The sequence below is a fragment of the Saccharopolyspora sp. SCSIO 74807 genome, assembly GCF_037023755.1.
In the GTDB taxonomy this organism is placed as follows: Bacteria; Actinomycetota; Actinomycetes; order Mycobacteriales; family Pseudonocardiaceae; genus Saccharopolyspora_C; species Saccharopolyspora_C galaxeae.
In genome coordinates this window covers 5,445,957-5,459,986 of record NZ_CP146100.1, presented here as the reverse complement: position 1 = coordinate 5,459,986, position 14,030 = coordinate 5,445,957, and the positions used below count along the sequence as shown (strand labels likewise).

General features: G+C 70.0%; 14 protein-coding genes. 4 read left to right on the top strand and 10 right to left on the bottom strand.

Annotation, left to right across the window (positions count from 1 at the left end):
* Positions 1 to 16: 16 nt before the first annotated feature.
* Entirely contained in the window at positions 17 to 1,591 is a 1,575-nt protein-coding gene (locus V1457_RS25065) for an AbgT family transporter (protein WP_338597269.1), read from the bottom strand.
* A 179-nt stretch (positions 1,592 to 1,770) separates the two neighbouring features.
* Between V1457_RS25065 and V1457_RS25060 the strand changes: the two genes are divergently transcribed.
* Entirely contained in the window at positions 1,771 to 2,433 is a 663-nt protein-coding gene (locus V1457_RS25060) for a GntR family transcriptional regulator (protein ID WP_200072868.1), read from the top strand.
* 300 nt (positions 2,434 to 2,733) lie between these two features.
* Positions 2,734 to 3,138: a cupin domain-containing protein gene (locus V1457_RS25055; protein ID WP_200072867.1), complete on the top strand. Its 405-nt coding sequence runs from the start codon at positions 2,734 to 2,736 to the stop codon at positions 3,136 to 3,138.
* Between the two features lie 136 nt (positions 3,139 to 3,274).
* Here the strand turns inward: V1457_RS25055 and V1457_RS25050 are convergent, their stop codons facing one another.
* The 4 genes from V1457_RS25050 to V1457_RS25035 all read right to left on the bottom strand — a co-directional run bounded on the left by V1457_RS25050 (position 3,275) and on the right by V1457_RS25035 (position 7,857).
* Positions 3,275 to 4,435, bottom strand: coding sequence for an FAD-binding oxidoreductase (locus V1457_RS25050; RefSeq protein WP_200072866.1), 1,161 nt, complete (start codon positions 4,433 to 4,435; stop codon positions 3,275 to 3,277).
* 2 nt (positions 4,436 to 4,437) lie between these two features.
* On the bottom strand, positions 4,438 to 5,871 hold the full coding sequence (locus V1457_RS25045) for a sodium:solute symporter family protein (protein WP_338597266.1): 1,434 nt from the start codon (positions 5,869 to 5,871) through the stop codon (positions 4,438 to 4,440).
* 32 nt (positions 5,872 to 5,903) lie between these two features.
* Positions 5,904 to 7,037: an N-methyl-L-tryptophan oxidase gene (gene solA, locus V1457_RS25040; protein ID WP_338597265.1), complete on the bottom strand. Its 1,134-nt coding sequence runs from the start codon at positions 7,035 to 7,037 to the stop codon at positions 5,904 to 5,906.
* A 106-nt stretch (positions 7,038 to 7,143) separates the two neighbouring features.
* On the bottom strand, positions 7,144 to 7,857 hold the full coding sequence (locus tag V1457_RS25035) for a GntR family transcriptional regulator (RefSeq protein ID WP_200072863.1): 714 nt from the start codon (positions 7,855 to 7,857) through the stop codon (positions 7,144 to 7,146).
* A gap of 331 nt (positions 7,858 to 8,188) precedes the next feature.
* On the opposite strand from V1457_RS25035, the gene V1457_RS25030 reads away from it, so the two are divergent.
* Entirely contained in the window at positions 8,189 to 9,037 is an 849-nt protein-coding gene (locus tag V1457_RS25030; RefSeq protein WP_338597263.1) for an alpha/beta fold hydrolase, read from the top strand.
* A gap of 66 nt (positions 9,038 to 9,103) precedes the next feature.
* On the opposite strand, the gene V1457_RS25025 is transcribed toward V1457_RS25030, so the two are convergent.
* Positions 9,104 to 9,625, bottom strand: a complete 522-nt coding sequence (locus V1457_RS25025; RefSeq protein WP_338597262.1) for an SRPBCC family protein — start codon at positions 9,623 to 9,625, stop codon at positions 9,104 to 9,106.
* Between the two features lie 271 nt (positions 9,626 to 9,896).
* Here V1457_RS25025 and V1457_RS25020 point away from each other — a divergent pair, with 271 nt between their 5' ends.
* Entirely contained in the window at positions 9,897 to 11,006 is a 1,110-nt protein-coding gene (locus tag V1457_RS25020; RefSeq protein WP_200072860.1) for a sodium:calcium antiporter, read from the top strand.
* Between the two features lie 4 nt (positions 11,007 to 11,010).
* On the opposite strand, the gene pqqE is transcribed toward V1457_RS25020, so the two are convergent.
* From pqqE to pqqB, 4 genes are read right to left on the bottom strand one after another with little or no spacing between them, the layout of a single operon-like run.
* Positions 11,011 to 12,102, bottom strand: coding sequence for a pyrroloquinoline quinone biosynthesis protein PqqE (pqqE, locus tag V1457_RS25015; protein WP_407074797.1), 1,092 nt, complete (start codon positions 12,100 to 12,102; stop codon positions 11,011 to 11,013).
* Positions 12,092 to 12,412, bottom strand: a complete 321-nt coding sequence (pqqD, locus tag V1457_RS25010; RefSeq protein WP_295147460.1) for a pyrroloquinoline quinone biosynthesis peptide chaperone PqqD — start codon at positions 12,410 to 12,412, stop codon at positions 12,092 to 12,094. Before pqqD ends, pqqE begins: the two co-directional genes overlap by 11 nt.
* A complete protein-coding gene (gene pqqC, locus V1457_RS25005) occupies positions 12,384 to 13,091 on the bottom strand; it encodes a pyrroloquinoline-quinone synthase PqqC (protein WP_338597258.1) in 708 nt (235 codons plus the stop codon). Before pqqC ends, pqqD begins: the two co-directional genes overlap by 29 nt.
* Positions 13,088 to 13,987: a pyrroloquinoline quinone biosynthesis protein PqqB gene (pqqB, locus tag V1457_RS25000; RefSeq protein ID WP_338597257.1), complete on the bottom strand. Its 900-nt coding sequence runs from the start codon at positions 13,985 to 13,987 to the stop codon at positions 13,088 to 13,090. The genes pqqC and pqqB overlap by 4 nt, the downstream gene beginning before the upstream one ends.
* Between the last annotated feature and the right edge of the window lie 43 nt (positions 13,988 to 14,030).

The window sequence follows — 14,030 nt, the reverse complement described above, 5'->3', positions numbered from 1 at the left end:
TGCACCTGCGGACGAGCTAGCGGATGCCGACTCCGGGACCGAGCGGAATTCCCGCTCCGTACCAGAGCGCGAAGAACCCGCCCCACACCACGAGCACGACGACGGCGATGGGTGTCGTGAACGACAGCAGGGTGCCGACACCCGCGCCTTTGCGGAATTGCTGGACGAATCCGAGCGCGAGCACGAAGTAGCCGTTGAGCGGCGTGACGCAGTTCGTCACCGAGTCGCCGATCATGAAGGCGGCCATGGCGGCCTCCGGCCGCATGCCCAGGTACATCGTCATCGGGATCACGACCGGCGCCAGGATCGACCACATCGCCGAGCCGCTGGTGATCAAGATGTTCAGGCAGCTGATGCTCAGCACGATGATCAGCAGCAGCGCGAGGTGCGGGACCTGCAGCGACCGCAGCAACTCGGCGCCGTTGACGCTGATCACCGACCCGATGTTGGTCCATTCGAAATACGCGAGGAACTGCGCGACGGCGAAGAAGAGCACGAGCACCGGCACCAGGGACCGCACGCCCTCGGCCATCGCGGCCGGAACCTCGCCCAAGGACGGGATGGTGCGGGTGATGCGGCCGTAGACGATCCCCAGCAGGCCGAAGACCACCGAGATGAACACCGCGACGTTCTCGACGACCGGCGATTCGACGATGCTTCCGCCCTCGCCGCGGAACGGGGAACCGGGAAGCAGCATCGCGGCGATGCCCGCGGCGCAGACCAGGAACACGGCACCGGTCGTGCGCAGCGCGCGCAGCTGCGTCGCCGCCGTCTCGCCTTCGGGTGCGGCGCCGGTGGACTTGTTGAACAAGCCCTCCGCGGTGCGGAAATCCTGCTCAAGGGTGTCGGCGCCGAACTCGGGCCGATGCGCGAGCACCCGGTCGACGAGCAGCGCGATCGCGGCCGAGAGCACGATCGAGGACACCGCGGTGAAGTAGTAGGTCGCCAGCGGGGTGATCGTGTAGCCCGGGTCGACGATCCGCGCCGCCGCCATCGACAACGTGGATCGGATCGCGTCCTGCGGGGTGACCAGCGGGCTGGAGTTGAAGCCGACCGCGGTAGCGGCGTACGCGACCATCAGCCCGAGCACCGGGCTGCGTCCGGCGGTCCGGAAGGCGAGCGCACCCAGCGGGATCATGATCAGGTAGGCCGAGTCGCTCATCACGTGGGCGATCATCGAGCACAGCGCGATCGCGAAGGTCAGCCATCCCACCGGTAATCGGCGCACGGTGCCTTGCAGCAGCGCGGTGAGCAGCCCGCTGCGTTCGGCGACGCTCACCCCGAGCAGCACCACGACGATGGTCGCCAGCGGCGGGAACTCCGCGTAGTTGGTCAACGCCGACTCGATGGCGAATTTCGCGCCGTGCACGGAGAAGAGGTTGCGCACCGCGGCGGTCTCGCCGGTCGACGGCAGCGTGACCCGAACGTCCATCATGGACAGTGCTGCGCTCGCCGCACCCAGCACCAGGGACAGGATGACGAACAGCCAGAACGGGTGCGGGAGCTTGTTGCCCGCGCGTTCGAGCGCGCTCAGCGCCCGGAACAGGCGGTTGGTGCAGACGCCGGATCGCACATCGCCGGGTACTCGCATCATCTCTCCAAGCCCTGATCGGCCAGGGCAACCACCGCCACAGCGCCGGCCGGGGGAGCACCACCGCGTTGTGGATCCCTGTGATGTACACCGTGATATTTCACGGCGGATGCTAGAGTCGGCTCGCGAGGTGCGTCAACCCGACTTGATCGGGCGGGGAGTCAGTAGGAGCGGTAGGTGTGAGTCGGCAAGCCTCGATGTCCGAACGCGCGTACGCGTCGCTGAAACGGGACATCCTGCGGTGCAGGCTCCGGCCCGGCGAGGTCATCATGGACGGCCCGCTCGCCGAGCAGTACGGGATGAGCCGCACCCCGATCCGCGAGGCGATGAACGCACTGCGCCGCGAAGGGCTCGTGGTCGTGGTGCCCCGGCGCGGCACCTTCGTGAAGTCCGTCGACATCGGCGAGCTGCAGGACACCTACCACATGCGCACGCTCCTGGAGCCCGAGGCGGCCGTGCTCGCGTCCCAGCGATCGACCGCAGCCGAGCTGGACGCGCTCGAAGAGCTCAGCGACTCGACCGTCCGCGCAGCGGACGAACCGGCCGCGCGGCACGAAGCGAACCGGCTGTTCCACGTGCGCATCGCGGAACTGGGGCGCATTCCCCTGATGACGCAGACCATCAACGCGCTGCACGAAGAGATCGAGCGCTTCCTGAACCTGCAGGGCGCGCTCGGCCACCCGTACACCGCCACCAACCACCAGCGGCTCGTGGACATCATCCGCACCGACTCCGCCGACGAGATCCGCGCGGTCGTTCTCGCGGGAATCGAGAAGGCCCGCACGCACATGATCGAAACCTTGATCGCGAGACCCGACTCCGCAGGAACCCGCGCGGACTAGGACGTGCGCGCGCACGGTCGGCGGCGAAGGAACCTGGCGGGTCGGCGCGGTCAGGTTCTGGTCAGCGGGGTGCTGGCAGTACCCCGTTGAACGGTTCCTCCCACGCTCGCCTCGTGCGGGGTTGGGTGGAAAGCGGACATCGTGGAACCGGCGGACGGGCGTGGCTCGGTACGAGCGGTTCCCGGGTCGGCGGCCGCTCGGGTCACGCACTGGTCGTCGACGGCGCCCAGAGCACGTAGCCCGTCCGGCCGGAACCGGTATGCCCTGCGAGCACCAGCAGACAACGAAAGCGAGCACCTCGTGCAGATCACCCGAAGCAGCAGCATGGACACCCAGCAGGGGCCCGCGGACTGGTTCACCGGCGATGTCTACATCGACGCCGTCGCCGCACCGGCCGCCGGCTCCGCGTTCGGCGCCGCCAACGTGCATTTCACCCCGGGAGCGCGCACCGCGTGGCATACCCACCCGCACGGCCAGACGATCTTCGTCACCGAGGGCGTGGGACTGTGCCAGCGCGAAGGCGGCCCGGTCGAGACGGTGCATCCCGGCGACCGCGTGTTCTTCGAGCCGGGGGAGAACCACTGGCACGGCGCTGCCCCGAACCGGTTCATGGTGCACGTCGCCATGCAGCAGAACGACGAGTCCGGCAATCCCGTCACCTGGGGCAGGCACGTCACCGACGAGGAGTACGACGCCGCGCGCTAGCGCTGGGAGAACGCCTCGGAGCCTCCGCGAAGACATGAGCAGGTCGGCCGCGCGGTGCGGTTCCGAGGCGTTCCGCACCCGGAGCGGACCGCGTGACCGCCCTGCTCGCCTTCACCGCCGAACGTTTCACCGGGGCTCACTGCTGTCCGGCGAAGCGGGCCGGTGTCAGCGGCGGTAGGCCGGACCTGCCGATCAGGCGGTCCGGCCGGAACGGCGCCAGCGCCTCCGCGGGGTCGCCGGTGGTGATCTCTTGTGCCGCGAGCTTGCCGAGCAGTGGCCCGAGCGTGATGCCGCTGTGGGTGGCCATCGCGTAGATCCGTCCGCTGCCGCCGAGGAATCCGGCGACGGTGAGCCCGTCGGCGGGCATGGCTCGCTGGCCCACCCGCAAGGATTCCAACCCGGCGGCTTGCCCCAGCAGTTCGGTGAGCCTGCCGCGCAGCTCCTGCGCGTGTCGGCCGTTCACCGCCGGGGGCGCGGCCGGATCCGCGTCGGCGTCGAGATCCAGGCCTTGGACGACCAGCCGGCCGCCGCCGTCCGGGCGGACGTTGAGCTTCGGCGTGGTGAGCACCCGGTCCATCCGCACCGGCAGGGGGCTGGTGTAGCCGAGCAGACCGACGGTCGCCGAGCCCGCGGCGTCCGGTGCGGCCATCGGTATCCGGCAGCCCGCTGCGGCGCTCAGCTCCTCGGTCCACCGCCCCGCCGCGAGCACCACCGCGTCGGCTTCGGCGGTGCCGTCGGCCAGCTCGATCCGCACTCCTCGCTCCACTTCGGACAGACCGAGGACCTCGGCAGGACAGCGCAACCGCGCCCCGAGATCCCTTGCCTGGCCCCACAACCGCGCCAGCAGGAGTGCCGGTACGACGTGACCTTCGGTCGGGTAGTAGGCGATGTCCTCGATCCCGGCGGGAACCCGCAGGTCCGGGACCAGTTCGCGGGCGCGTCCGGGAGTGATCCAGCCGACCGGGTAGTCGCGGGCCGCGAGCTCGGCGACCGAAGCGGCGAGCCGCTCGGTTCCGGCCTCGTCGGCGGCCCACTCCAGGTTGCCGGTCCGCGCGAACCAGCGCCGGTGCGGTCCCGGATCCGCCGCGAGCGCCTCGTGCTCGGCCATCCCGGCGACGTTGAGATCGTGGTAAGCGCGCGGGTTCTTGTTGTGCGAGTTGGTCCAGGCGAACGAGGTTCCGGAGGTTCCGGCGAGGGCGCCGGACCGTTCGAACACGGTCACCTCGGCGCCGGCGAGGCTCAGCGAACGGGCGGCACTGGCGCCCAGCACTCCGAGTCCGATGACGGCGATCCGCATGCTCAGCTCCTCACTCCCGCGTGCGGGGTCTGGTCGCGGTCGGCGGGTGCGAGCATCGCCAATACCAGCAGCACCGCGGCCGAGGCGGCGATCCCGTACACCGCGTACGGAACGGTCGTGTCCGCCAGCTGGGCGGCCGCGCAGCCCGCGACCCCGGCGATCATGCTGGCGATCGCGGTCGCCGGTGTCAGCCGGCGTCGCCGGTGCAGCAGGTAGCCGAGGAAGATGGGCGCGGCCAGCGCCGCGGCCGAGTAGGCGTAGGTGGCCACCAGCCAGGTCAGCGCCTTGGGGAACACGATCGCCAGCACCGCGGCCAACAGGGATACCGCGACCGTGATCGTCCGCGACAGCCGCACGGTCCGGCGTTCGTCGTGCTCGCCGCCCACGATGTTGTGGTAGACGTCCCTGGTCAGGTTGGCGACCACGGATTGCAGGGCGGCGCCCGTGGTCGAGACGATCGTCGAGACCAGGAACGCGCCGAAGACCACCACCAGCCAGCTCGGCAGCCGGGTCAGCAGCCATCCGGCCGCGTCCTCCTCGTTGGTCAGACCCGGGTTCAGCGAGTGCACCGCGAGCCCGATGCATCCGGCGTAGACGCCGCCGATGAGCATCGTCAGCCCGGACAGCGCGAGCCCGCGCCGGGCGTCGGAGACCTTCTTGGTGGCGAACACGCGCTGGTAGTAGAGCTGGTTGGTCAGCGTGCCCGGCACGATCGCGGCGATCCAGAGCCAGAGCTGCTCCCCGCCGGCCGCGGTGAACCCGCCCCAGCCCCACAGCTGCCGCGGCACGGTCTCGGTGATCTGCCGCCAGCCGCCTGCCAGGTCGACCGCGTAGGCCGCGACGCCGAGCGACAGAACGATCATCAAGATGCCGAACACGAAGTCCGTCCAGGCCACCGACGTCATTCCGCCCGGCAGCACGAACAGCAGCGATGCCAGCATGATCACGACGATCAGCGCGGCGTCCGGCATCCCGGTCAGCCGGCCGAAAAGCTGGGCGAAGGCCACGAACTGGGTCGCCAGCCAGCCGAACGGCACCACCAGGGCGGCCAGCGCGGCGATGGCGGTGACCATCCGATGCCTGCCGAACAGCCGGGTCACGACGTCCGGAACGGTGGTGAACCGCTGCTGCCGCAGCCATTTGGCGATCAGCATCAACCCGAGGAAGCCGACCAGCACGCAGCCCTCGTAGGCGAAGACCGACCAGCCTGAGCGGTAGCCGATGCCGACGTGCGCGATGAGCACCCCGCCGCCGGTCGCGGTCGCGAACTGCGTGATGATCACTACGACCAGCGGCAGCGACTCGCCGGCCGACAGCCAGTCCTGCGCGGTCTTCGCCTTGCGTCCGAAGTGGACCGACATGGCCACTCCGAAACCGATCACCAGCAGGCTGGCGAGGACGACTCCGGCGATTTGGGCGGTGGAACCGGTGGGCACGGTTGCCTCCAGGGGTCCTGTGTGGACGGTTCTCAGTCCGCGCGGCGGCCGGGGTCCAGCGCGGTGATGTCGTGGCTGGCGGGTTCCCCGAGCGCCAGCTCGGCGCCGAGCTCGCCGAAGACCGGGGCGAGCTTGAAGCCGTGCCCGGAGAAGCCGGTCATGACGGTGGCGTTGCGGTGCCCGGGTAGCGGGCCCAGCAGGGCGTGCTCGTCCGGCGTGAAGCCCTCGGCGTAGGTGCCGATCCGCACCGGGTGCGGCACGACCCCGGGCAGCAGCCGCCGGGCGGCTTCCGAAGCCGCGCGGGCGTACTCCGGCTCGGCCGAACGGGGCAGCGCGGCCGGGTCGTGCAGGATCGGCCATCCGAGGTGATGCGGGATGATCTTGATGCCGACCCCGTCCAGCACCGGGAAGCAGGAGAACCCGGCTTCCCGGTGGCGGCGGATCGCGATCGGCAACCGGTCCGGCCGGTGCGCGGCGGTGTCGCGGGTCGCGAACCAGTACGCGGTGATCAACCGGATCTCGATGGGAAGCGTGCTCAGCGGGTCCAGCTGCCGCGCCCACGGGCCCGGGGCGAACACGACGTGGTCTACGTCGAAGTGCGTGGCACCGCTGGTGATTCGCCATCCCCGCGCGGTTTCGGCGACCTCGTCGACCCGGTGGTAGGGCAGGATCGACGCGCCCGCGAGCCCGGCCGCGTGCAGCGCTGCTTGCACCGCGGGTTCGGGCCGCAGCACGCCCGCCGCCGGATCGAACACCATGATCTCGTCGTCGTCGATCCGGTGCTGCGCGAAGCGCTGCCGAGCCGCCGCGGTGTCCAGGACCTCGTGGTCGAGGTCGTGCTCCTCGGCGCAGCGGCGCACGGCGCGGACATCGGCGTGCTCGCGCGGACCGATGGTGAGGCCTCCGCACATCGTCAGCAGCCGGGTGCCGGTGCTCAGTTCCAGCTCGCGCCACAGCGCGCCGGATCGCTGCAGCAGCGGCACGTAACCGGATCCCTCTTTGTAGAGGGTGCGGAAGATGCGGGACTCGCCGGCCGAGGCTCCGCGGTCGTGCCCCGGGGAAAGGGCGTCCAGGGCGATCACGTCGGCTCCGCGCCCGGCCAGGCGCCATGCCGTCATGGCGCCGATGACGCCGGTGCCGACCACCGCGACGCGTTGTGGGGTCATTGGTGGCTCCCATTCTTCGAGTGCGAGCGGAAAAGCCGTGCTGCGGGAGCAACGGCAGCAGGAATCGGCCGGGAAGCGCAGATCCCCGGGCGGACGCGAAGTCGTATCAGGTGGCCAGCACGGATTGCTCGACGAAGAACTCGACCAGGTCGGGCCGGATGATGTGCCACATGGCCTCGGCCAGCCCACCGCCGGTCAGCCAGGTCAACCGGCGCAACCGGATCACGGCCCGGCCCGGCTCGGTGCCGAAGCGGGCCGCGGTCGCCGCATCGAGCGGGATCGGGTCGACGTACACGCGCGACTTCGCCACCGGAATCCGGTTGCGGGCGAAGTAGTCGTGCACCGTGAGGTGTTCCAGGTTCTCGTCGAACAGGCGTGGTGCCAGCGAGAACGGGACGGCGGCGAGCTCGACTGCGATCGGGTTGTGCTCGACGTCGAACTTCAGCCGCCGCAATTGGTTCACCGGCGCGTCCCCGGTGATGCCGGGAAGGGCGACGTCGGCGTCCTCGGCGGGGATCACCATGGCCGAATCCACCGCGTGCGGTCCCGGAATCTCCGGGCCGTGCAGCGCCGGATGCACCATGCGCAGCAGGTTCTCCTGCCGTGCACCGTCGGCGACGAAAGTGCCGCGCCGCCGGTGGCGTTCCACCAGTCCGGCCCGGGACAGCTCGGTCAGCACCCGCTGCGCGGTGGCGCGGCCGACCGAGTACCGCTGCTGGAGTTCGGCCTCCGTGGGCAGCCGCGTACCCGGCGCCAGCGCACCGGACTGGATCTGCTGCTCCAGTTCGGTGCGGATGCGCAAGTACGCCGGGATCGCCACGAGCTGAACGTAGCCCGGCTGGAAATGCCGGTCAATATTCGATTTGATCGGTCAATTGAGGCGGAAATGAATGGCTCGGGCGGTCTTCGCCGAATTGCAGCGGGGGTGGTGGTCCGGACGGACCAAGGCGTCGCTTCCGGCGGCAGGAAGCAAGATGTCCAATGTGGACGAATACTGGTCAAAGCGCTCGGGTTCTTGGGAAATCTTGCCCGTGGAGCTCGGCAGTCGGACGGGCGCGGAGCGGAAGCAGCTCTTCCATCGCTACATCATCGGAGTGGAATGCGCGCGATCACCGCAACTTCCCTTCCTCGCCCGCTAACGTCGGACCGCCGTGCTCGATCTCGCCGGCTGGGGCGGAGGAACGGAGGGTGGTGTCGTGTTCGCCGAGCGCGTGCGGTGGAACGGTGTCGTTGTCGAGGTCGCAGGCCCGGACCCCGAGCCGGCGGATGATCGGCCGCCCGTCGTGCTGCTGCACGGCGGATGCCACGGCGCCTGGTGCTGGCGGCAATGGAGCTCGGTGCTGGCAGCGGCGGGATGGCGCACGTACGCGCCGAACTGGTTCGGCCGGTTCGGTTCGGCGCCGGTGGCCGATGCGCTCGGGCGTTCCTTGCGCAGTGTTGCCGACGCCGGCGGCGAACTGTCCAGGGTGCTCGATCGGTTGCGGCGCCCGGCGGTCCTCATTGGACACAGCATGGGCGGATTCGCCTGCCTCGACTGGGCGTGCCGGCACGGCAACGTGGCCGCGCTCGTGTTGGTGGCTCCCGTCGTGCCGCGGGGCTTCGGTGCCGAACCGATCCCGGTGCGGCCGCGTCCGGACCGCCTGTGGCGGCCGCCGGACGTCAGCACCGCCACCAGCATGTTCTTCGACCACCTGGATCTCGACGACGACGCGGGCCGGACCACCGCGCGGGCGTGGGCGCGAACACTGGTCGGCGAGTCCCCGGTCGCGGTCCTCGACGCGGTCCGGTTCCGGCTGCCGGTCGACGTCGATCCGTTGCGGTGCCCGGTGCGAATCGTCGCGGGGGAGCGGGATCCGCTCGTGCCCGTGTCGGCGTTGCGCGAACTCGCCGACCACGTTGGCGCGCACCTGAACGTGCTCGACTGCGGGCACGGCATACCCCTGCTTCCCGGCACAGCTGCTGCCGAGGCGACCGCGGCCTGGCTGAACGAGCAGTGCTAGCCGCGCCGCGCGGCCGAGGTTCCCCCGAATCGCTCGCCGATTGGTCCACTGAGGACTCTCGCGCGACTAGGCGGACTCGCCCGCCTGCGCCCGGGAGGTCTTGCGCCGCGGCATCGACAGGCGACGCAGCACTCGGACCCACCAGCTCCACCGGGCGCGTCGAGCGACGCCGTCGGTGAGGCGTTCCTCCGCACGATCGAGCAGGTCCTCCAGCAGAGCGTCGTGCAGCGGGCCGAAGACCAGGGGCCACGTCAAGAGCGCAGGACCACGCACTCGCATGGCGATCTTGTGCTGGAGCACCGTGCCGTCATGGTCGGGCAGCACGATGAACTCGTGGAAACCGTCGAACCCGTGCGGCCGGTCGAACCGGAACCGCACCCGCTGGCCGGGGACGTAGGCCACCACGTGGTAGCGGATCGGTCCGTGTCCTCCCGTCGCCCCGATGCCGAGCGGGCGGTCCAGGCGCAGGGCGGGCCAGATGTCGCCGGGCCACGTGGGATCTCCCTCGGCCGCGAGCGCGTCGAGCAGCGCACCCACTGCCTGCGGTTGGACCGTGAAGGTCCGTTCGTGCAGGTTCGCGACGCTCATGGCCTCACCGCCGCTCCGGACGGGAGCTGCAAGCGGTCATGATCGTCAGGTTATGGGAGATGGCTGGTGCGGTAAAGCGTCGTGCTGGGCTCGAGGGTCCGGACGCGCACGCCGTCCGGACGGTGATCTCGCCACAGGCGCACCGGGTGTCGTTCGGCCGCTCGGCCGGAGTGCGCACCGGCGACCGGCCGGGGAAACGGTGTTGCAAACCCGCGCGCAGCGGGGCAGCATGATCGGATCTCCCTGACGTCGGCTCGGCGAGGAGTTTCCCGTGATCCCGGTCGTCGAGTTCGCATTGGGCATCGCACTGCTGGTCTACAGCGCCGAGAAGCTCATCGGGTTCCTGGTCGGCGTGGCCAGCAGGTGGGCGGTCTCGCTGTTCCTCATCGCGGTCGTGTTCACCGGGATCGAGTTCGACGATCTGGCATTCGGCATCGTGCTCAACGTCGACGAACTGGAGCACGTGGCCCTGGGCACGGTGATCGGCACGACGATCGCGATGACGGGGATCGTGCTGGCGTTGGCAGCGCTGATCGCTCCGTGCCGCGTCGACGTTCCCAAGGATTACCTCGCGCTTTTCGTGGCAGGGCCGGTCGTGCTGTGGGCCCTGGCCTTGACCGGGGCGCTGACATCGGTCACGGGCATCGTGCTGCTGGTCCTGTTCGTGGCGTTCGTGTGCTGGATCGGCTATCGCGAATACACATCGCGACGCCCGGTGTTCCGCAACGCCGAGCTCTACGAGCAGGTCGAGAAGGTCGGCACCCGCACCGGTGCAGCGGCGACGCCAACCGCCGCAGCGGCCGAAAGCGACGATGCGGCGGACGACGCAGGGCCCTCCGGTTCCGGCGGACTCGCCCTCCCGAACGACCTGCGCGTCGACCAGGGCTTCGTGCAAGCCCGTCAACGGCCCCTGTGGGCCGGTCTCGCGCTCGCGGTGCTGGCGTTGGCCGGTCTCGTCGTCGGAGCCAGCATCGCGGGACAGGGCACCGACGGGATCCTCGACGAGTTCGGCATCGACGGCACCGTCTTCGGCGTCACGATCGCGACGCTGGTGCTCTCCCTCGAGGACCTCTTCCTCACCGTGGAGCCCGCACGCAGGGGCGCGCCGGAGATCGGCGTCGCCAACGTCATCGGCAGCATCGTGTTCTCGGTGACCGGCAAGCTCGGCATCGTGCTGCTGGTGGGCGGGGCCATCACGGTCAACGCGAACGTGCTGTCCTGGCACCTTCCCGTGCTGCTGGTGATGACGGTCCTCTCGGCGATCTTCCTGGCGACCGGGCGGTTGCGCCGCTGGCACGGGGCCGTTCTGCTCGCGCTCTACATCGGTTACTTCGTCATCAGCCTGATGGCCTTCGGTGAGGTTCCCCTGGACAGCGATTAGCCCGTCAACGCTGGTCTCGCGGATGCGGCCGCGGGGTGAGCTCGCCGCGGACGGTTTCCTCGCTCGCGTTGGCCGCACGTACCGCCTGATCGACGAGTTCGCGGTCCGGCGAGAGGTGGCAGACCGGGTCGGTGCGCGCGGCGTCGCCGGTGAGTTGGAACGCTTGGCAGCGGCAGCCGCCGAAGTCGACGTCGCGGCGCGAACAGCTCCGGCACGGCTCGGGCATCCAGTCCGTGCCGCGGAACGCCTCGAACAGCGGTGATTCCTGCCAGATCCGCGCCAACGGGCGCTCGCGCACGCTTTCCCGCGGCAGCGGCAACGATTGCGCTGCCGGGCAGGGCAGGGCGTCCCCGTTGGGCGCGATGGTGAGCTGGCGTTGCGCCCATCCGCCCATGCACGCCTTGGGGTACTGGCTGTAGTAGTCGGGCAGCACGTGGATGATTTCCATGTGCGGCAGGCGTTCCCGCTCGGATCGCACCACCTGTTCGGCCCGCTCGATCTGGCCGCGACCGGGCAGCAGCGCGTCCCGGTTGCGCCAGGCCCAGCCGTAGTACTGGGTGTTGGCGAGTTCCAGCCGGTCGGCGCCCAATTCCTCGGCCAGGCGCAGGATTTCGGCGATGCGGTCGATGTTCTGCCGGTGCAGCACCACGTTCACCGTCAGCGGCCATCCCAATTCCTTGACCATTCGTGCGGCATCGGCTTTGCGGGCGAAGGAGCGGGTGCCTGCGATTCGGTCGGAGGTGGCGGGTTCGTCGGCCTGCACGCTGATCTGCACGTGGTCGAGACCGGCCGCGCGCAGCTCTTCGGCGCGCCTGCGGGACAGTCCGAGCGCACTGGTGATCAGGTTCGTGTACATCCCGAGTTCGCTGCCGGTGCGCACGATCTCGACGATGTCGCGGCGCTGCAACGGTTCCCCGCCGGATAGGTGCAACTGCAGCACGCCGAGATCGCGCGCCTCGCGCAGCACGCGCTGCCAGTCCGCAGTGGACAGTTCATCGCGGTAGTCGGCCAGGTTGAGCGGGTTCGAGCAGTACGCGCAGTGCAGCGGACAGGCGTAGGTCAGCTCGGCCAGCAGGCCGAACGGGCTAGGCTTCATGTCGGTCATGGGCGGCCTCCACGCACCGCTTGGCGGCGAGCTGGTCGAGGAAGGCACGCACCTCGCCGGGCTCGACGCCTGCGAAGCGCGCCTGCAGTTCGGCGATCAGCTCGCCGATGTCCCGCCGCCCGTCGCAGAGCCGCAGGATGGCCGCGCCGGTCGGGTTGAGCACCAGCACCGATTCGGGGCCCAGCAGCACGTCCCGCGCGCGGACCTCGTCGAAGGTCAATCGCAGCCCGGTCGTCAGCTGCGGCCGGGCCGAGTCCGGCAGCCGGGCGGGCTCAGCCGGGGTGGGCTTGGTCGATGGCATCGAGCATGCTCCAGAGGACGTCGCACTTGAACGACAGCGCCGCCAGCGCCCGTTCTTGCTCCGCGGCCGAGCGGCACCGCTCGGTGGTCACCTGCAGGCCGTGCTCGGAGTCGCGCGGGGCCTGCTCCAGGCGGTTGCGGAAGTAGGCCAGGCCCTCGCGGTCGACCCAGGTGTAGTGCTGCTCGAACGCGGCGAGCCTGCGGCTCATCAGGTCCGGTGCGTACAGCTCGGTCAGCGAGGAAGCGACCGCCTCGGTCCACGGCCGGGTGCGGGCGAAGGTCACGTAGGCGTCGACGGCGAACCGCACCCCGGGCACGACGTGGCGCTCGTCGCGGACCTCTTCGCGGCTCAGGCCCACCGCCTCGGCCAGCCGCAGCCACGCTTCGATGCCGCCGGGCTCGTCCGCGGTCCCGTCGTGATCGAGGATTCGCCGGATCCAGCGGCGCCGCACCGCCGGATCGGGACAGTTCGACAGGATCGCCGCGTCCTTGATCGGGATGCATTCCTGGTAGTAGTAGCGGTTCGCCACCCAGCCGCGGATCTGCTCGCGGCTCAACCTGCCCTCGTTCATGCGCACGTGGAAGGGGTGCTGGTGGTGGTACCGCTGCGCGTGGGCGCGCAGCGCGGCCACGAATTCCTCGGTGCCTGCGGTAGTCCGCGATTCGTCGAGTGCCGTCACGGTCGGATCTGCACCTCTGTCCCGTCGGTGGCGATTTCGAACCCGAGCCGCTCGACCTCGCGCCGTTCGGGCGAGTCGTCCAGCAGCACCGGGTTGGTGTTGTTCAGGTGCACGTAGATCTTGCGCTCGATGGGCAGCTCGGCGAGCTGCTCCAGGCTGCCGCCGGGACCGCTCATCGGCAGGTGCCCCATCTCGCGGGAGGTCTTGCTCGCCAGGCCGAGCCGCGGCATTTCGTCGTCGCTGAAGCACGTCCCGTCGATGAACAGGCCGGTGCAGTCCCGCAGCTGTTCGCGCACCTGGCCGGTGATCTCCTGAACTCCGGGCAGGCAGACCGCGGCACGTCCGGAGCGTTCGTCGGTGAAGCGGTAGCCCACGACTCTGCCGGGGCCGCGATCAGGGCCGAAGCGGGACCGCTTGGTGGTGGGGACGTCGAACGCCCGGTAGCTCAGGCCGTTGCCGAGCGCCACGTCCTCGCCGGGCACGACCTCCCGCCACTTCACCGGGCAGTAGGCCTGCAACGTGGCCAGCAAGGAGTTGTCCGTGCGCAGCGTCTCGTGGACCGCGGCGGTGGCGTGCAGTTCCAGCGATTCGGCTTCGCGCAGCAGCAACAGGCCCAGCGCGTGATCCAGCTCGGCGTCGGTGAGCAGCACCCCTTGCAGCGGTGTCGCCCTGCCCGCGGTGGGCAGCAGCGCCGGTGACGCCTCGAGCTGGGCGCGCACGTCCGGCGATGCGTTGACCAGGAACCACTGCTCGTGGTCGGCGCTGATCGCGATCGATGACTGGGTGCGTCGCAGGCACGGCCGGGAACCGTCCCGCACCGCCCGGCAACCCGGGCATCCGCAGTTCCACTGCGGGAAACCGCCTCCCGCCGCCGAACCCAGCACTCGCACCAGCACGCCGACTCCTTGTGTCCACAGTTGATCGTGAGGTTGCGGTGAC

Excerpts from the sequence above, each read along its gene's own strand:
- solA (WP_338597265.1), bottom strand. The coding sequence starts at position 7,037 with ATGACCCCACAACGCGTCGCGGTGGTCGGCACCGGCGTCATCGGCGCC.
- V1457_RS25025 (WP_338597262.1), bottom strand. The coding sequence starts at position 9,625 with ATGAGCGTCGCGAACCTGCACGAACGGACCTTCACGGTCCAACCGCAG.
- pqqD (WP_295147460.1), bottom strand. The coding sequence starts at position 12,412 with ATGCCATCGACCAAGCCCACCCCGGCTGAGCCCGCCCGGCTGCCGGAC.
- V1457_RS25065 (WP_338597269.1), bottom strand. The coding sequence starts at position 1,591 with ATGCGAGTACCCGGCGATGTGCGATCCGGCGTCTGCACCAACCGCCTG.
- V1457_RS25050 (WP_200072866.1), bottom strand. The coding sequence starts at position 4,435 with ATGCGGATCGCCGTCATCGGACTCGGAGTGCTGGGCGCCAGTGCCGCC.
- pqqE (WP_407074797.1), bottom strand. The coding sequence starts at position 12,102 with ATGAAGCCTAGCCCGTTCGGCCTGCTGGCCGAGCTGACCTACGCCTGT.